Origin of the sequence: Segatella copri (genome assembly GCF_026015625.1) — a bacterium.
Lineage (GTDB): Bacteria > Bacteroidota > Bacteroidia > Bacteroidales > Bacteroidaceae > Prevotella > Prevotella copri_H.
Genome location: NZ_JAPDVG010000001.1, coordinates 2,568,844 through 2,587,735, shown reverse-complemented (window position 1 = coordinate 2,587,735; position 18,892 = coordinate 2,568,844). Strand labels below are relative to the sequence as shown.

Genomic DNA, 18,892 nt, shown 5'->3' with positions numbered 1-18,892 from the left:
AGTGAAGAAATATGAAGAAACAACAGATATGTATTCTCGGTTCTACGGGAAGTATCGGTACACAGGCGCTTGATGTCATCGAGCAGCACAGTGACCTTTACGAAGTATATTGCCTCACCGCCAACAACCGAGTGCAGGAACTTGCCGAGCAGGCTCGCAAGTTCCATCCGGCTGCTGTGGTCATAGCCAATGAGGCTCGCTACGAGGAGCTGAAGGATATGCTCAGTGATGAGCCTGATATCAAGGTTTATGCCGGTGCTCAGGCGCTTTGCGATATTGTACAGGCTGAGCCTATCGATATGGTGCTGGCTTCCATGGTAGGCTTCTCGGGTCTGGAACCAACCATCCATGCCATCAAGGCGCGTAAGAAGATATGTCTTGCCAACAAGGAAACGCTGGTGGTAGCGGGTGAACTGATCTGTAATCTTGCACAGGAATATCATGTGCCTATCCTCCCTGTTGACAGCGAGCATAGTGCCATCTTCCAGAGTCTGGTGGGTGAGGGCGACAACGAAGTAGAGAAGATTCTTCTGACCTGTTCGGGTGGTCCTTTCCGTAATTATACCCACGAGCAGTTGGAGAAGGTGACTGCTGCCGATGCCCTCAAGCATCCTACCTGGGATATGGGCGCCAAGATAACCATCGATTCGGCTTCGCTCATGAACAAGGGCTTCGAGGTGACAGAAGCTAAATGGCTCTTTGGGGTTCCGGCTGATAAGATTGAGGTGCTTATCCATCCGCAGAGCGTTGTGCATAGTGCCGTTCAGTTTGTTGATGGTGCAGTCAAGGCTCAGTTGGGTGTGCCAGATATGCGTCTGCCTATCCAGTATGCCTTCTCTTTCCCTCAGCGTCTGCATCTGAATGGCGATCGTCTCGACCTCTTCAAGACGCAGGATTTGCAGTTCTTCAAGCCTGACTATCAGAAGTTCAAGTGTCTGCAACTGGCTTTCGATGCCATCAGAAAGGGTGGTAATATGTCGTGTATCGTGAATGCTGCCAACGAGATAGTGAATGCCGGCTTCCGCAAAGGTGAGTGTGGCTTCCTTCAGATGGCTGATATCATCGAAGAGACGATGGCGAAGGCTACTTTCGACAGTAATCCCGACCTCGATGTCTATCTGCAGACCGATGCTGAGGCTCGCCGCATAGCTACAGAGCTGATGCACAAGTAATAGTTTATAGTTAATAGTTTATAGTTAATAGTTAAAATGAACGTAGGATATAGGGCTAATCATAAAGTTCAAAGTTCCAAGTTCAAAGTTCAAAGTAAATAAATGGAAGTATTTTTGATCAAAGCGTTGCAACTGATGCTGTCGCTTTCCATCTTAGTGTTGCTCCATGAGGGCGGACACTTCTTCTTCTCCAAACTCTTTGGTGTAAGAGTGGAGAAGTTCTATCTGTTCTTCGACCCTTGGTTCCATCTCTTCGAGTTCAAGCCAAAGAATTCGGATACTACCTATGGTTTGGGATGGTTGCCGCTCGGAGGATATTGTAAGATTTCGGGTATGATAGATGAAAGTTTCGATACCGAACAGATGAAACAGCCGGAACAGCCATACGAGTTTCGCAGCAAACCGGCATGGCAGCGCCTGCTCATCATGATAGGTGGCGTGCTGGTCAACTTCGTGCTGGCTCTCTTCATCTATTCCATGATTCTGTTCCATTGGGGCGACAATTATGTGGCTACCCGCGATATGAGTTATGGTATGAAGTTCAATACCGAGGCAAAGGCATTGGGCTTCCAGGACAAGGATATTCTGGTAAGCACCGATCTGGGTGAGTTCAAGACCTTTGATGGCGATCTGTATCGTAATCTCTCTGAGGCTAAGCAGGTCAATATCATCCGTCAGGGCAAACCGATGACGCTTAATCTGCCTGGTGATCTCAACATGCTCGATATGATTAAGAGCAGTCCTCGCTTCGTAGATGTGTATGTACCGCTGCAGATTGATAGTGTGATGAAGGATTCGCCTGCCAGCAAACTCGGTTTGACAAAGGGTGATAAGATTCTTGCTATTAATAATAAAAAGGTAGTCTCTTTCAACGAATTTCAGATAGAATTGGGCAGAGTAGAGGATGTGCTTGCTTCGGCAGAGACGCCGCAAGACAGTGCCAGAGCACTTACAGCTCAGGTTACTTATCTCAAGGCTTCTGGCGATACCGTCAAGTCAAGTGTTCTCCTGAAGTCTACCGAAGAGGGTGTGAAGTTTGGTTTCTACAATCATCCTGTCATGCTCGATTATAAGATTACTCATGTCAACTATGGCTTCTTCGAGAGTTTCCCTGCCGGCATCAAATATGGCTGGAATGTCTTGGCCGGTTATGTGGGCGATATGAAGTATGTCTTCTCTAAGGAAGGTGCCAAGAGTCTGGGTGGTTTCGGTGCGCTGGGCAGTCTCTTCCCATCTGTATGGGATTGGCATGCATTCTGGCTTATGACAGCGTTCCTGAGCATCATTCTTGCCTTCATGAACATTCTTCCTATCCCTGCTCTTGATGGTGGACATGTGTTCTTCCTTCTCTATGAGATTATCACAGGTCGCAAACCGGGCGATAAGTTCATGGAGCGTGCTGAGTATATTGGTTTCGGCATACTGATTCTTCTGCTTGTCGTTGCCAACCTGAACGATGTATTGCGACTCTTCGGCATCTTGTAATGCCGGAGAATCGCGAAAATAAAGGTCAAAAAAAAGAGGGTGTGTCATTAATTTATGACACACCCTCTTTTTTTGAGTTTATTCTTTTATACGTATCTGATAATCTGTCCTACACTAACCTTCTTGTCTTTGCGGTAGCCGTTGAGTCTGCAGATCTGCTCTACAGATACGCCACGCTTTTCAGCGATAGAACTAAGCGTTTCGCCTGGCTTCACCTTGTGGTAGAGCTTCTCGTGGCCAGCAGGCAGTTCGTAGTATCTTCCCACTTCGCCGCCGTTAACCTGCTCTCTGGTGTAACCACCGTTGCCAACCTTGCCGCGGGCAGCATTGGCATCAGCTGATTCGCTTTCGTAGGTATTACGGTTAAAGCTGTAGAAGTCGCCTGTAACGTCCTGGTTGCGGAAGTCGAAGAAGAGTGCCGGGTTCAGAGCCACACCACAGAGACGGGTCTCAAAGTGGAGATGCGAACCGGTACTTCTACCCGTATTACCACCCAAGCCAATCACATCGCCGGCTCTTACCTCTTCGCCCTCAGTAACGAGCTGCTTAGAGAGGTGACCATAGATGGTCTCCAAACCATTGTTGTGACGAATCACGATGTACTTACCGTAACCACCACCTTCATATCTTACGATGCGAACTCTGCCTGAAAAGGCTGAGCGGATTGAGTCGCCAATATAAACCTTGATGTCCATACCTTTATGTTGGCGGCCAAAGCTAGCACGGTAACCGAAGTTACTTGTGACAACGCGACTAGAAGTTGGCATGCAGAAATGACGGAGATCGATACGGAAGTGCTCAGGCAAGGTTGTAGCCCTGTGAGCGTACTTGTTAGAGAAATCCTCATACAGCTCGGCTGCAGGGTTCTCTCTGTCTTCAATCATTCGATAATGCGACACAGTGAGTGTGTCGAGCGATTTCATTCTGTGGTCTACAGGTGCCTGTCTTGCCAACAGGTCTTGTCCGCAAACGGGAGAAGCTGTTAGCGCCAACAATGCAACGACCGAAATTTTCTTTATACTCTTTTTAAAACTCATACTACTTTTTCTATTTTCTTTTTTAGGTTCGTGTCAACAGCGCAGAATCATACAAGAAATTCTGTAAAAACCACTAAGGCAAATGCCTTCATGTAGCGGTTTTGTTATATAGACGTTGCAAATATAACAAAAAAACTTCAAAAAACCAAAGTTGTTAAAGCCAAAAGGGCGATATTTAACGCCCTAGCCTTTTTTTTAACTTACATTAGGAAAATGAGATGCAAGGAGTTGACTTTTAGTACGTTTCATGCTTTTGTCGCATTCTCAACAGAGCCACGGCAGGAGAATGCCCCATGAAAATATACTTTTTTACCTCCGGACTGGTGAATCGGAGGCATTCCTGATAAGCGCGGTAGAGGTCGTTGAGATTGATGGTAAATTCCTTACCCGATGACTCTCTGATACCGATAATCATCTTTGCCGTGACATGCAGTTTGACATATCTGATGCCTGTTGCACTTTCTATTTCCGTAATGTTTTCGAGAATGGCTCTCATTTCTTCTAGGGTTATTTCTGGTCGCGGCTCCCTGATAGCCGGCTTTCTTCTTTTATCCATAATTATACTTTTTACTTTTGGGACAGGCGATGGAATCGCCTGGAACGGGGATGAGGCTGCTTGATAGCTGAAGCCACCTTTTAGCCTTGCTTTCTGATAGCAGGAACTGCTCTTGCTTGCTGCTTTAGCTGATGGCTGCCCAGTTGATATGGGTTTTCTTCAATTCCCTGAGGCGGTTCCAGAGCAGGGCGTTGTGAGGAGCATTGCATTCGGGATCGTTGTCGATGATTTCCTGTGCTTCTGTGCGTGCCAGTTGTACCAGCTGACCATCTCTGGCAATATTCGCTATCTTCAGGTCGAAAGCCATGCCGCTCTGCTGCGTTCCCTCCAGGTCGCCGGGACCACGGAGTTTCAAGTCGGCCTCGGCGATACGGAAACCGTCGTTCGTATCGCACATGATATCAATACGTTTGCGGGTTTCTTCTGAAAGTTTATAGTTGGTTACCAGAATGCAGTAGCTCTGGTCGCAGCCTCTTCCTACACGGCCTCGCAGCTGGTGCAACTGGGAGAGACCGAAGCGCTGTGCATCCAGGATAACCATGACAGAAGCATTGGGCACATTTACACCAACTTCTATCACGGTGGTGGCAACGAGAATCTGTGTTTTGCCCTTTACAAACTGCTCCATCTCTACCTCCTTCTCGGCAGATTTCATCTTTCCGTGTATCTTACTCAATTTGAATTCCGGGAATGCCTGTTTCAGCGTTTCGTAACCTTCTTCCAGGTTCTTCAGGTCGCTCTTCTCGCTTTCCTTGATCAGCGGAAAGACGATATATACCTGTCTGCCGAGATTAATCTGGCGGCGGATGCTCTGATAGAGACTGGTGAGTTGGGTATCAAACTTATGTAGCGTCTGTATCGGTTTTCTGCCCGGTGGCAGTTCATCAATCACGCTCACGTCCAGGTCACCATAAATGGTCATGGCGAGGGTGCGGGGGATAGGAGTGGCGGTCATCACGAGGATATGAGGCGGATTCTCGCTCTTGTTCCACAGCTTGGCTCTCTGCGCTACACCGAAGCGATGCTGCTCATCGATAACGGCTACGCCTAATCTTCTGAAAACTACCGGGTCTTCGAGGATGGCATGGGTGCCCACCAGAATCTGGATTTCGCCCGTAGCCAGGTCGGCAAGAATCTTTTCTCTCTTCTTTCCCTTTACGATGCCAGTGAGCAGTTCTACCCGGATATCCATTCCCTGCAGGAAGTCGCAGATGGTTTGCAGATGCTGCTCGGCAAGAATTTCGGTAGGTGCCATCATACATGCCTGATAACCGTTATCCAGCGCAATGAGCATGGTCATGAGAGCCACGAGCGTCTTGCCCGAACCTACATCACCCTGCAGAAGACGGTTCATCTGTCTGCCGCTGCACATATCGGCTCTGATTTCATGCATCACCCGTTTCTGTGCTCCTGTCAGTTCAAAAGGCAGATGATGGGCATAGAACCCGTTGAAGATGTCGGCGATGCGGTTGAAGACATAGCCCCTGAACTTGCGGCGCTGGTCGGTGGCATGCCTTATTATATTAAGCTGCACATAGAAGAGTTCCTCAAATTTAAGGCGTACCTGTGCTTTCTGCATCTCCTGATGGGAATGCGGATAATGAATCATGCGGATGGCTGCATCGCGCGAAACCAGATGCAGACGGTCTACGATATGGTTTGGCAGCGTTTCGGGAAGAGGAGGAAGGATGGTGACCAACTGCTTGGTTATCTTCTCTATGGAACGTGAGGTGTAGCCGCGTTTTCTCAGGTTCTCGGTAAGCGAGTAGTAGGGCTGCATGCCCATCTCTGAAATCTGGAGATTGGTGGCATCGTCCATATCGGGATGGGTAAACTGGAATCTGCCGTTGAAGACGGTTGGCTTTCCGAAAACGAGATATTCGGTTCCCACCTTATAGGTCTTCATGATGTATTGGGCACCGCGATACCAGATGAGGTCAGCCACACCGTAGCCGTCTGAGAAATGGGCTACCAGCAGCTTGTTGCGCTTGCCGGTATCAATCTCATCGTAGCTGAGTATCTTGCCTTTGAGTTGTACAAAGGGCATGTCGGCATTGAGTTCGCTGATGTGGAAAACCTTGGAGCGGTCTACATATTTATATGGATAGTATTCCAGCAGGTCACTATAAGAGTTGATGCCGAGCTCCTTGCTCAGTATCTCTTTCTTCTTGGGTCCTACCCCTGGCAGGAACATGATATCTTGGTCTAGAATACTATTCATATTATGCAAAAGTACAACATTCAGACAAAACAGCCAAAATGTTTAACTTATTTTTAAATAGTGACGTTACAAAACGGAGCGTCTTGCGTCTTTATTCTATATAATCATTAGAAACAAACTCTAGAACAATGATAAAGATAAAGAATAAACTGTTCATCATCTTATGGTTGCTGTCCTTGGGCTTTGCAGTCCAGGCACAGGATTTTTATGTATCAACCTCTTTCCACGAGCCTGCAACCGACGGCTTGCGGTTCATCTATAGTAGGGATGCCGTCCATTGGGACAGTATTCCGGGCACCTTCCTGGCTCCTAAGGTAGGCAAGCAGAAAGTAATGCGCGACCCTTCCATCATCCGTACCCCTGACGGTGTGTTCCATCTGGTATGGACCAGCAGCTGGCGGGGCGACCGTGGCTTCGGTTATGCAGAAAGTCGCGACCTGATGCATTGGAGCGAACCGAAATTCATCGAGGTGATGGACGATCCTACTACCGTGAATGTATGGGCACCGGAGTTCTTCTGGGATGAAGACCGCCAGCAGGCAATGGTGGTATGGGCATCGTGTGTGCCTAGCCAGCACTTCGCCCTGGGCATCGAAGACGAGAAGAACAATCACCGTCTCTACTATTCCGTAACCAAGGATTTCAAGACATGGACCAAGGGTAAGCTCCTGATAGATCCGGGATTCAGTTGCATAGATGCCACTCTGCTGAAGCGTGGTAAGAACGATTATGTGATGGTATTGAAGGATAATACCCGCAATGCCCGCAATATCAAGGTGGCTTTTGCCAAGAACCCGATGGGACCGTGGAGCAAGGCTTCAGAACCATTCACCGGCAATTTCATGGAAGGACCAACCACCGTCAAACTGCCTAAGAACAGTCCGCTGGGCAATGGTTATCTCATTTATTACGACCGTTACCGCCTCTTCGATTTCGGCGCTCATTTTACCAAGGATTTCGTTCATTTCACCGATGTGAGCCAGCAGGTGAGTGTGCCGAAGAACCACAAGCACGGCACCATCTTCCGTGCTCCGGAACGCATCGTGAAGGCCATGCTGGAACAGGACCGCATCCACTATACCGGAACCACGATGGCAGATCCGTCGCGTCATGATGGAGCTTTGTCGCCAGTGGTAGGAGTTCACAATATCCAGACGCTCCGTGCCAACCGCGAGCATCCTTCCCAGGCAAATGGTGGAGGCTGGACCTATAACCATCAGCCGATGATGGCGTATTGGAACGGCAAGTTCTACATGCATTTCCTGAGCGATCCTGCCGAGGAGCATGTACCCCCATCGAGAACCCTGATGCAGGTTTCTGAGGACGGATACAATTGGAGCCAGCCACAGATTCTCTTCCCTGAATATGATGTGCCAGCCGGTTTCAAGAAGGCGAAATACCAGCCGAAACCGGAACTGCAATATCCTGATGTCTACAAGCAGAAACCATTGAAGGCTATTATGCACCAGCGTGTGGGCTGGTATGTATCTAAGGGTGGCATCCTCCTGGCTACCGGAAACTATGGTGTGGCTTTGGACAGAAAGGACGACCCGAACGATGGCAACGGCATCGGCCGTGTGGTGAGAGAGGTGAAGAAAGACGGTTCGCTCGGACCTATCTATTTCATCTATTACAATCATGGATTCAATGAGAAGAATACTGCTTATCCTAATTATAAGAAAGCATCCAAGGCGGTAAGAGCGGCTTGCGAGGAAATCCTTGCCAACCCACGTTACCGCATGCAATGGGTGGAAGAGGCTGATAGGGGCGACAAACTGATACCGCTCAACAACGGCTATAAGGCTTATTGCGACTATACCCTGCCGGATGGCAGAATAGTCAGTCTGTGGAAGCACGCCCTCACCTCATTGAGTCTGGATGGCGGTAATACCTATACCACGACCAACCGTGCCCTGGGATTCGTCAACAGCAATGCCAAGATTTGGGGACAGCGGTTGACCGACGGCAGCTATGCCACCGTCTACAACCCTTCAGAATACCGCTGGCCGCTGGGCATCTCGCTGAGTGGTGACGGTCTGGAATACAAGACACTGAATCTGATTTGTGGCGAAGTACCACCGATGAGATACGGTGGCAACTATAAGAGTCGCGGTCCGCAGTATGTCCGTGGCATTCAGGAAGGCAATGGCATTCCTAAGGATTCCGATATGTGGGTGAGCTATTCCATGAACAAGGAAGATATCTGGGTGGCGCATGTACCCGTTCCGGTCAAGACCGTGGCTACTGCCCATGCCGATGATGATTTCGCCCAATATCAGAAACTCGGCGATCTCAAGACTTGGAATATCTATTCTCCGCTGATGGCACCGGTTTCGCTCCGCCAGGAGTGGCTCGAACTGAAAGATGAAGATCCGTTTGACTATGCTTGTGTAGAGCGCAAGATTCCTTCTTCTTCCTATCTGAAGGCATCCTTCGATGTGCAGGCAGCTCAGACCCGTAACGGTTCCCTGCAGATTGAATTCCTCGATGAGAAGGGCATCGCTTGCACCCGCATCGAACTGAACAAAGAAGGAATGATCCGTGTGAAGAACGGAGCGAGATATGGCAATGTGATGCCTTATCAGGCAGACCAGACCTATCGTTTTGAGGCAACATTGGATACCCAGCACCGCCAGCTCAACCTCACCGTGAGTATCCTCGATGCAGAGGGCAAGACTTTGCAGAGCAAGAGCACCAGGCGCATCTTCTTTGCACCGGTGCATCAGATAGAGCGCATCCGTTTCCGTACCGGCGACCTCCGTACCTTCCCGACCATCGACACTCCTGCCGACTGGTTTGGAACCTTGGAACATGCCGGTGACACCGATACCACCGCCCTCTACCGCATCGCCCATGTCAAGACCGAGAGTCTGGGTGCTGATGCCGGTTCTGCAGTACTTAAGACCGCAGATTACAAGCATTATGTAGACGATTTCAATGCGATGGAGCCGGAGGTTCTCCATACTTCAGCCATTCCGAATGCGCAGGCATGGGACTGGATGAAGCAGAATGTGCCCCTCTTCGACTGTTCGCAGCGTAACTTCGAGGAGATGTATTATTTCCGCTGGTGGACGCTCCGCAAGCATATCGAAAATACACCTGTAGGCTATGCGATGACCGAGTTTCTCGTGCCTCGCAGCTATGCCGACAAGTACAATCTCATCGCCTCTGGAGTGGGTCATCATATCCACGAGAGTCGTTGGATCCGCGATGGCAAGTATCTCGACGGCATCCTGAATACCTGGTATCATGGCAATGGTGGCAAGCCGATGGCTAAGATTAATTTCTATAGCAGTTGGATGCCTGCTTCAATCTGGGAGCGCTATCTCGTAGACGGCAACCAGAAGGAGTTTAAGTCGTTGGTGAACGATCTGGACAAGGAGTATCAGCTGTGGGATAATCACCGCTGGGGTAACGGACTCTACTGGCAGTATGATGTGCGTGATGCGATGGAAGAGACCATCAGTGGCGGCAGAAGAGAAAAGAATGCCCGTCCTAGCATTAACAGTTATATGTATGGAAATGCGATGGGCATCGCGCAGATGGCAAAAATCATCGGCTATCAGGATCTGGCAAGGAAGTATGAGGCTAAGGCTGATACCCTGAAGCATCTGGTAGAAACCCAGCTCTGGGATGCCGACCAGCAGTTCTTCGAGGTGTATAAGCCGAATGCCGGTGAGGCAAAGGAGGTAGTCAAGAAGAGAAGTTACCAGCCTAGTGGCGATGCTGCGGTATCGGCAAAGGTGCGTGAGGCAATCGGTTTCCTGCCTTGGTATTTCAATCTTCCTGCCGATGAAGCTAAGTTTGCTGAGGCATGGAAGCAGGCTGCCGACAGCAAGGGCTTTTCTGCTCCTTACGGACAGACCACCGCAGAGCGCCGCCATCCTCAGTTCCGCTCTCATGGCGTAGGAAAGTGTGAGTGGGATGGTGCCATCTGGCCTTTCGCTACCGCCCAGACCCTGACAGCGATGGCGAATTTCATCAACAATTATCAGGTGAAGCCGTCTGCCCTCGCAGCTTCTGCTAAGGGTAGTCTCGATATGGACAGCCTTTATTTCAATGAGATGGAGAAGTATGTACAGAGTCAGAGCATGCGTGGCAAACCTTACATCGGTGAGTATCTTGATGAAACCACTGGTTACTGGTTGAAGGGCGATCAGGAGCGCAGCAGATATTACAATCATTCTACCTTCTGCGATCTCATCATCACCGGCATCGTGGGTCTTCGTCCTCGTGCCGATCAGACCATCGAGGTGCGTCCTATCATCCCAGCCGGCAAATGGCAGTACTTCTGTCTTGACAAGGTGCGTTATCATGGTCACGACCTCACCATCCTCTACGACCAGGACGGCTCCCGCTATCATGTGGGCAAGGGTCTGCAGGTATGGGTAGATGGCAAGTTGGCGGGGCAGCGTGATACGCTCGGCAAACTCGTAGTGAAGGATGCATTCAAATAATGTAGAATAAAATACGATATGAAACAGAGAAAATATTTATTGATATTGATAGGACTTTTGGGCATGATACAGATTCATGCTCAAAAGTCTGTTGCTTTTAAGACGGACGATGAATCGCCTCTGCCACAATGGATTGGTGCGATAACCGATGAGGATGTGCACATTCCGAGTAACCGCGATTATGTAGGAACAGGAACGGTGAATGCCAAGGGAAAACCAGACTGGAAGGCTACGGCTCCATTGTCAAGACAAAGCATCTGGCTGAAGAAAGAAATGAAACTTCCGGCTGATGTCCGCAAGGCAACGATGAAGATTGTGGGACTGGGTTTCTATGAACTCAGCATCAACCGGCAGAAGGTGACGGATGCCGTTTTCGCCCCTCTGTGGAGCGATTACGACAAGACCGTCTTTTACAATACTTACGATGTGACTGCGTTGTTGAAGAAAGGCAAGAACCAACTTTCGGTATTGCTGGGGAACGGATTCTATAATGAGCAGGGTGGAAGATACACCAAGATGAAGGTTTCCTATGGTCCTCCTACGCTCTACTGTTCGCTCGAAATCGAACTGAAGAATGGCAGAACCGTCTGCATCGTCAGCGATAACTCGTGGAAATATTCGCCTAGCAGCATCACCTTCAACAGTATCTATGGTGGCGAAGACGAGGATGCCCGCATCACGTCTTCCTGGAAACCGGTAGTGATACAGAAAGGACCTCGTGGCGTTCTGCGCCAGCAGATAGCCCAGCCCGTGAAGATGATGGAATACTTCGGTGTGAAGAGCCGTCATCAGCTCACTCCTCAGCAAATTGCCAAGGCTTCCAATGCCAAACATCCTATTCCGGCAGGAACTTTTGTGCTGGATATGGGACAGAATCTTGCCGGTTTCCCACAAATCAAGGTTAGTGGAAAGGCAGGACAGCAGGTACGGCTCTATCCCTCCGAGACCCTGACCGCACAGGGAACCTGTAACCAGAAACAATCGGGCAGTCCTTACTATCTTACTTATACACTCAGCGGAAAGGGCGAGAAGTCGGCTGACGGCAAGCGCATCGAGACTTGGCATCCGCATTTCACCTATTATGGTTATCGCTATATCCAGGTAGAAGGTGCCGTGATGAAGGGTGATGAGAATCCTGATGGCAAGCCAGTGATAGAGGATATCCAGTCGTGCTTCGTCTATAATTCAGCTGCGAAGATTGGCAACTTCGAATGTTCTAATCCGATGTTTAACCGTGCTTATCAGATTATCGACCGTGCCATCCGAAGTAACTGGCAGGCTGTCTGGACCGACTGTCCTCATCGTGAGAAACTCGGTTGGTTGGAGCAGGATTGGCTCAATGGCGAGGGATTGGTATACAACTACGACTGTCGCTCGATGATAGAGCAGACGATGCAAAATATCGCCGATGCCCAGCATGCCAATGGTGCCGTTCCTACAACCGCTCCTGAGTATATCTACTTCAAGGGCAAGTGGCTCGACCCGTTTGCTGAATCTCCAGAGTGGGGCGGTGCCCTGGTAGCGCTTCCATTCCTTTATCAGCAGCATTACGGCGACGACCGGATGGTGAAGAAATATGCACCGCAGATGTTCCGCTATGTGGATTATCTCCAGAGTAAGGACAGTTGCCGTATACTGAAACAGGGTTTGGGTGACTGGTATGATTACGGAAAAGGCCGTTCGGGTTTCTCTCAGAATACCCCGATGCCGCTGGTAGCTACAGCCCATTATTATCAGTGGGTAAAACTGACACAGAAGGCTGCGGCAATGAGCGGAAAGACAGCTGAAGCCAACCGCTATGCCATCCTGGCTTCTGAAATCCTGCAGGCTTTCCAAAAGGAATTCCTGCATGTTGAGAAGGCTACATCTTCTGGGAAATCTTCTTCGGATGCTGTAGTAAAGGATGCTGTAGAAAAGGTATATTACGGTTCGGGAAGTCAGGCTTCCAATGCCATTCCTTTGGCGCTGGACATGGTTCCATCCCAGTATCGCAAGCAGGTTCTCCAGCATCTGGTAGATGATATTCATGCGCATCACGACCGGCTGACAACCGGTGATGTGGGCAACCGCTACCTCTTCCAGGCATTGCTCAGAAACGGATATGCCGATCTCTGGTACAAGATGCTGGCGCATGATGATGTGCCGGGCTACGGCTTCCAGATCAAGAAGGGAATGACCACGCTCACCGAACAATGGAATCCGGAGATGGGTGCTTCGATGAACCATTTCATGATGGCGCATATCAACAACCATTTCCTGCCGGATATTGTGGGTATCCGCATAGAGCAGGGCAGACTCATCATCGCTCCTCAGCCGATGGGCGACTTGACCTGGGCTAAGGGAAGTACCCGACTCAGCGATGGCAAACAGATTGCCGTGGCTTGGAAGAAATTGGCTGATGGTAAAATAGAGGTAACGGTAGATACTGATAATGATATAGAATACGAAATCAAGATAGATTATGATGAAACAGAACATAATGATGGCACTTATCGCGGCAAGCATGTCTTTGTCGGCAAGTGCGCAAAATAACGGAAACCAGCCAGAGGCTGTTGCTCAGAACTGTTATCAGGGGCATTTCACCCGTAGTCTTCACGATGTGATGCAGGACGTATCTCAGCGCTGGGGTGTCCGCTTTAAATATAATGTGGATACCGTTGGTAGGCAGTTGCCTTATGCCTACTTCCGCATCAAATCCTATTCGCTGGAGGAAACCCTGACGAATATCTGCAAGTATTTCGACTTCAATTGGTGGAAGCAGAATGGTAATGTCTATAAGATCAAACCTTATGAATATCCCCGTCGCCATACCGAAGAGGGTGAGCAGATGCTTGCTTATCTCAAGACACTCTACCAGAACCGGGAACAGTTTGAAGCACGCAAGGATTCTGTACGCAAAGAGGTGCGCCACATCCTGGGTATCGACCGTTATATGGATTCCCTGGTTCATAAGAAACCGATTTTGGGAAAGGTACGCAGGTATGATGGTTATACGGTTCAGAATATCTGCATCGAGACCTTGCCTGGCGAGCATGTCTTCGGTTCCATCTATACGCCCGCCAAGAAGGGCAAGCATCCTTTGATTATCTGTCCCGACGGTCATTTCGGTGGCGGCAGATATCGTGCCGATGAGCAGCAGCGCCTCGGAACCTTGGCAAGAATGGGTGCTATCTGTGTAGATTTCGATCTGTATGGCTGGGGACAGAGTGAGGCTGAATATGGCAAGAATTCGCATCAGACCGACCGTGCCCATGTGATTCAGGCTCTGAATGCCGAGGTCTTGCTCGATTATATGTGGAACCATCGCAAGGATGTGGATAAGACGCGCATCGGAGCGAATGGTGGCAGTGGTGGCGGTACGCATACAGTTCTGCTGACGGTACTCGACGACCGAATCACGGCAGCAGCCCCAACAGTGAATCTCGCCTCTCATTTTGATGGCGGTTGTCCTTGCGAGAGTGGCAAACCTATCCAGTTGGCGGGGCATGGTACGTGTAATGCCGAGCTGATGGCTTTCTTTGCCCCTAAACCGTTGTTGGTTGTGAGCGATGGTGGCGATTGGACAGCCTCTGTTCCAACCCTCGAATATCCGTATCTGCAGTATATATATAATATGTATAGTGCCAAGGAGCAGGTTACCAATGTGCATCTGCCGAAGGAGCGTCATGATTATGGCATCAACAAGCGCCAGGCAAACTACGATTTCTTTATCCGTGTCTTCGGGTTGGACCGCAGCAAGTTGGATGAAAGCAAAGTGAAGGTTGAAAAACCGGAAGTTTTGCAATCTGTCATCAGATAATAAGATAGAAGATAATAAATCAGACCTCACGCCGTTTTATAAATGACGTGAGGTCTTTTTCGTCTTTTCTGACGACAAAGGCGGCTCTTTTGCGTCTATATATATAAATGTTTAATCGATTAAAACAAAAACAAATGAAAATCTTAAAAACCATCACACTTTGCTGCCTGGCTTGTCTCTCTTTGCAGACTACTGCACAATCGTATAAGCTCTGGTACGACAAGCCAGCATTGGTCTGGACCGATGCCTTGCCTCTGGGCAATGGACGGTTGGGCGCCATGGTATATGGTATCCCAGCCACCGAACGCCTGCAGTTGAACGAGGAAACCATCTGGGCAGGACAGCCTAACAAGAATGCCAATCCTCATGCCAAGGCAGCTCTTCCAGTCGTGCAGAACCTCATCTGGCAGGGCGAATACCGTAAGGCACAGGATATGTGTACCGAGAAAATCATGTCGAATACCAACTTCGGAATGCCTTACCAACCCTTTGGTGATGTCTATATCTCGGCTCCCGGCATGGATGGCTATTCTCAGTATTATCGTGAACTGAGTCTGGATTCAGCCCGCTGTCTTACCCGTTGGACAGCCCATGGCGTTAACTATCAGCGCGAGGTCATTACCTCTTTTGCCGATAACGTAGTGATGGTAAGATTTACCGCCAACACGCCTCATAGTATTACTTTCAATGCCAACTTCACTTCTCCTCACGATGATGTCATCATCCGTACCGATGGCGAAGAAGCTACCCTCGAAGGAGTGGCTGCCAAGCACGAAGGTCTGAAGGGAAAGGTGAGATTCATGGGCAGAATGGCGGCTCAGATCAAGGGAAGCGAGGGTACGAAGACCTGTCGCGATGGTGTGGTCAGCGTGAAGAATGCCGATGAAGCCGTACTCTATATCTCCATCGCCACCAACTTCGTGAACTACAAGGATATCACCGGCAATGAGGTGGAGCGCAGCAAGCAGGCTCTCCATACAGCCATGGCAAAGGATGCCAGGGAACAGATGGCGCAGCATGTGGCTAAATTCCAGAGTATGATGCATCGTAACTCGCTCTGGTTGGGCGCTGATAAGTATCAGAATCTGCCTACCGATGAACGCCTTATCCGTTTTGCCCAGCAGGACGACAACTATCTCGTAGCCACCTATTATGCTTTCGGCAGATACCTTCTGATATGCAGTTCGCAGCCAGGCACACAGCCAGCCAACCTGCAGGGCATCTGGAACGATAAGATGTTCCCGTCATGGGACAGCAAGTATACCACCAACATCAACATGGAGATGAACTACTGGCCATCAGAGATGACCAATCTCTCCGATCTCAACGAACCGCTCTTCCGGTTGATTCGTGAAGTGAGCGAAACCGGAAAGGAATCGGCTCAGACCATGTATGGCAAGAACGGATGGATCTTGCATCACAATACCGATATTTGGCGAGTAACCGGTGGTATTGACAAGGCAGCATCAGGCATGTGGATGACCGGTGGTGCCTGGGTTTCCTCCCATCTCTGGCAACATTATCTCTATAGTGGCGACAAGGAATTTCTGCGCAAGGCTTATCCGATTATGAAAGGTGCAGCCACTTTCCTCGATGAGATGCTGATACCGGAGCCAGAGCATGGCTGGCTCGTGATTTCGCCAGCTGTGAGTCCAGAGAATGTGCATCCTTCGAAGGATGGAAAGATAGCCATGAGCTATGGCACCACGATGGATAATGAATTGCTCCACGAACTCTTCTCTTCTGTCATCAGAGCGAGCGAGATTCTGGGAGAAGATGCCGGATATGCAGCTCATCTGAAGGAAGTGTTAGGAAAAATGGCTCCGATGCAGATTGGCAAGTGGGGACAGCTGCAGGAATGGATCAAGGACTGGGATGATCCTCAGGATAATCATCGCCATGTGAGTCATCTCTACGCCCTCTATCCAGGTAATCAGATTACACCGGAGAAGACACCGGAACTCTTCGATGCTGCCCGTACTTCGCTGATACATCGTGGCGACCCGAGTACAGGTTGGTCGATGGGATGGAAGGTTTGTCTCTGGGCTCGCCTTCTGGATGGTAATCATGCCTACAAGCTGATTCACAACCAGTTGACCCTGACCGATGACCACTTCCTCGCCTATGGATTGAACAAGAAGAAAGGTGGAACCTATCGCAATCTCTTCGATGCACATCCACCGTTCCAGATAGATGGCAACTTCGGCTGTACTGCCGGTATCGCCGAGATGCTGATGCAGAGCCATGACGGATGTGTCAATATCCTGCCGGCTCTTCCTGATGCCTGGAAGGCTGAAGGAAAGATACAGGGGCTCCGCACGAGAGGTGGTTTCCTCATCGAGGAACTGGCATGGAAGAATGGCAGAATCATGTCGCTCAAGATCCGTTCTACTCTCGGTGGCAATCTCCGTCTCCGTCTGCCGGCAGGTAACCGGTTAAAGGGCATTAAGGGTATGAAATCTGCCAAGGGCAAGAATCCGAATCCGCTCTTTTCTGCCTTCGAACAGCCACAGATGCAGAATCATTCAGAAGTGAAACTCAACAAGGTGGTGTTGCCAAAGGCAAATACCTATGACATCACTACACGAAAGGGAGAGACCATCCGATTGTTTTAAAAACATGGGTCTTCACTCCTTAACATCTAAACTCCTTTAGAAAATGAAAAAAATAATGATAACATTGGCGCTGGCTTGCGGAATCTTTACCGCTGCCTCTGCCGCTAAAAACGAAAAGCCTTGGGCTAATGGTAAATTACAGGTTTCTGCCAACCAGCGATTCCTGCAGTTTGAAAACGGACAGCCGTTCTTCATGTTGGGTGATACCGGCTGGCTTCTGCCGGAACGTCTGGATAGAGCCGAGGCACAGTATTATCTTCAGAAATGCCGTGTAGCGGGATTCAATACCGTTCTCATCCAGGTGATGGACGGCACACCTTCCTTTAATATCTACGGTCAGCAGTCGCTCCCTGCCGGATGGGATTTGTCAAAGGCAGACCCTGCAGGTGTCTACAGCTATTGGGATCATCTCGACTACATCATCAAACTTGCCGAGATGAACGGCATCTACATCGGCATGGTAACCATCTGGGGTTCTCAGGTAAAGGCAGAGAATATCAATGCACAGCAGGCTAAGGCATACGGAAAGTTCCTTGCCAACCGCTATAAGAATTCGCCTAATATCATCTGGGTGATGGGTGGCGATATCCAGGGTGATATCCACCCAGAGGTGTGGGAGTCGCTCGCTACCAGCATCAAGAGCATCGATCACAATCATCTCATGACCTATCATCCTCGTGGCAGATATACTTCTGCCAAATGGTGGAGCAAGGCGAAATGGCTCGATTTCCATACCTTCCAGAGTGGTCATCGCAAGTATGGTCAGCGTATGGGCAATAAGGATTATCCTATCCCTGACAATACCGAGGAGGACAACTGGATGTATGTGGATTCTACCTGGGCATACAAGCCTATCAAACCTGTGCTCGATGCCGAACCGAGCTACGAGGATATTCCGAAGGGCTTGCACGATCCTAATGAGGAGCGCTGGCAGGATTATGACGTTCGCCGCTATGCCTACTGGAGTGTCTTTGCCGGTTCCTGCGGCCATACCTATGGTCATAATGCCATCATGCAGATGTTGAAGCCGGGCTATCCTACCAGTTATGGAAGTGATGGAGCCGAGAAGCCTTGGTATGTGGCGCTCAACGATCCTGGATTCAACCAGATGAAGCATCTCAAGAATCTGATGCTCTCTCTGCCATACTTTGAGCGTGTGCCTGACCAGAGCATTATTGCCGGTGAGAATGGCGAAAGATATAACCGTCTGCTGGCTACCCGAGGCAACGATTATCTGCTGGTTTACAATTACAACTGTGTTCCGATGAAACTCGACCTCCGCAAGGTTTCGGGCAGCAGAAAGAACGTATGGTGGATGGATGCTGCCAACGGACAGCTGGAATACATCGGAGAGTTTGACAACAAGGTCATCACCTTCGCTCCTCAGAAGGCTACCCGCGGTATCAGCGATGGTGTTTTCATCGCCATTGATGCCAGCAAGGACTATCTGAAGAAAGACCAGAAGATGATAGAAGATCAGAGTCTGGCTGGTAAGAAAAGAGATTTGAATGAGTAAATAAAGTGAAGAGTGAAGAACGAAGAGTGAAGAA

Annotated in this window: 10 protein-coding genes; 7 read left to right on the top strand and 3 right to left on the bottom strand. The window is 49.5% G+C overall.

The window, feature by feature from the left end:
• Nucleotides 1-11 precede the first annotated feature (11 nt).
• Together ONT19_RS10845 and rseP are read left to right on the top strand one after the other, a co-directional pair.
• Entirely contained in the window at nt 12-1,172 is a 1,161-nt protein-coding gene (locus ONT19_RS10845; RefSeq protein WP_006847967.1) for a 1-deoxy-D-xylulose-5-phosphate reductoisomerase, read from the top strand.
• A 102-nt stretch (nt 1,173-1,274) separates the two neighbouring features.
• Nucleotides 1,275-2,657, top strand: a complete 1,383-nt coding sequence (rseP, locus tag ONT19_RS10840; RefSeq protein WP_117691900.1) for an RIP metalloprotease RseP — start codon at nt 1,275-1,277, stop codon at nt 2,655-2,657.
• A gap of 86 nt (nt 2,658-2,743) precedes the next feature.
• Here rseP and ONT19_RS10835 read toward each other — a convergent pair whose 3' ends face one another.
• The 3 genes from ONT19_RS10835 to recG all read right to left on the bottom strand — a co-directional run bounded on the left by ONT19_RS10835 (nt 2,744) and on the right by recG (nt 6,471).
• A complete protein-coding gene (locus ONT19_RS10835) occupies nt 2,744-3,694 on the bottom strand; it encodes a M23 family metallopeptidase (protein ID WP_264951947.1) in 951 nt (316 codons plus the stop codon).
• A 235-nt stretch (nt 3,695-3,929) separates the two neighbouring features.
• Entirely contained in the window at nt 3,930-4,250 is a 321-nt protein-coding gene (locus ONT19_RS10830; RefSeq protein WP_264951946.1) for a hypothetical protein, read from the bottom strand.
• A gap of 124 nt (nt 4,251-4,374) precedes the next feature.
• On the bottom strand, nt 4,375-6,471 hold the full coding sequence (gene recG / locus ONT19_RS10825; RefSeq protein ID WP_264951945.1) for an ATP-dependent DNA helicase RecG: 2,097 nt from the start codon (nt 6,469-6,471) through the stop codon (nt 4,375-4,377).
• A gap of 1,052 nt (nt 6,472-7,523) precedes the next feature.
• Between recG and ONT19_RS10820 the strand changes: the two genes are divergently transcribed.
• The 5 genes from ONT19_RS10820 (at nt 7,524) to ONT19_RS10800 (ending at nt 18,858) form a co-directional block, all read left to right on the top strand.
• Nucleotides 7,524-10,928 carry an MGH1-like glycoside hydrolase domain-containing protein gene (locus tag ONT19_RS10820; protein ID WP_264953057.1) on the top strand — a complete coding sequence of 1,135 codons (3,405 nt, stop codon included), beginning with the start codon at nt 7,524-7,526 and terminating at the stop codon, nt 10,926-10,928.
• An 18-nt stretch (nt 10,929-10,946) separates the two neighbouring features.
• Nucleotides 10,947-13,460: a family 78 glycoside hydrolase catalytic domain gene (locus ONT19_RS10815; protein WP_264951944.1), complete on the top strand. Its 2,514-nt coding sequence runs from the start codon at nt 10,947-10,949 to the stop codon at nt 13,458-13,460.
• Complete coding sequence (locus ONT19_RS10810; RefSeq protein ID WP_367399991.1) at nt 13,393-14,727, top strand: alpha/beta hydrolase family protein; 1,335 nt, start codon at nt 13,393-13,395, stop codon at nt 14,725-14,727. Before ONT19_RS10815 ends, ONT19_RS10810 begins: the two co-directional genes overlap by 68 nt.
• Nucleotides 14,728-14,861: 134 nt before the next feature.
• Nucleotides 14,862-17,342 carry a glycosyl hydrolase family 95 catalytic domain-containing protein gene (locus tag ONT19_RS10805; RefSeq protein WP_264951942.1) on the top strand — a complete coding sequence of 827 codons (2,481 nt, stop codon included), beginning with the start codon at nt 14,862-14,864 and terminating at the stop codon, nt 17,340-17,342.
• A 43-nt stretch (nt 17,343-17,385) separates the two neighbouring features.
• Nucleotides 17,386-18,858, top strand: coding sequence for a glycoside hydrolase family 140 protein (locus ONT19_RS10800; RefSeq protein WP_118154174.1), 1,473 nt, complete (start codon nt 17,386-17,388; stop codon nt 18,856-18,858).
• Nucleotides 18,859-18,892: the final 34 nt, after the last annotated feature.

Coding starts and splice junctions, on each gene's coding strand:
- ONT19_RS10845 (WP_006847967.1), top strand. CDS start 12: ATGAAGAAACAACAGATATGTATTCTCGGTTCTACGGGAAGTATCGGT.
- rseP (WP_117691900.1), top strand. CDS start 1,275: ATGGAAGTATTTTTGATCAAAGCGTTGCAACTGATGCTGTCGCTTTCC.
- ONT19_RS10835 (WP_264951947.1), bottom strand. CDS start 3,694: ATGAGTTTTAAAAAGAGTATAAAGAAAATTTCGGTCGTTGCATTGTTG.
- recG (WP_264951945.1), bottom strand. CDS start 6,471: ATGAATAGTATTCTAGACCAAGATATCATGTTCCTGCCAGGGGTAGGA.
- ONT19_RS10820 (WP_264953057.1), top strand. CDS start 7,524: ATGCTGGAACAGGACCGCATCCACTATACCGGAACCACGATGGCAGAT.
- ONT19_RS10805 (WP_264951942.1), top strand. CDS start 14,862: ATGAAAATCTTAAAAACCATCACACTTTGCTGCCTGGCTTGTCTCTCT.
- ONT19_RS10830 (WP_264951946.1), bottom strand. CDS start 4,250: ATGGATAAAAGAAGAAAGCCGGCTATCAGGGAGCCGCGACCAGAAATA.
- ONT19_RS10800 (WP_118154174.1), top strand. CDS start 17,386: ATGAAAAAAATAATGATAACATTGGCGCTGGCTTGCGGAATCTTTACC.
- ONT19_RS10815 (WP_264951944.1), top strand. CDS start 10,947: ATGAAACAGAGAAAATATTTATTGATATTGATAGGACTTTTGGGCATG.
- ONT19_RS10810 (WP_367399991.1), top strand. CDS start 13,393: ATGAAACAGAACATAATGATGGCACTTATCGCGGCAAGCATGTCTTTG.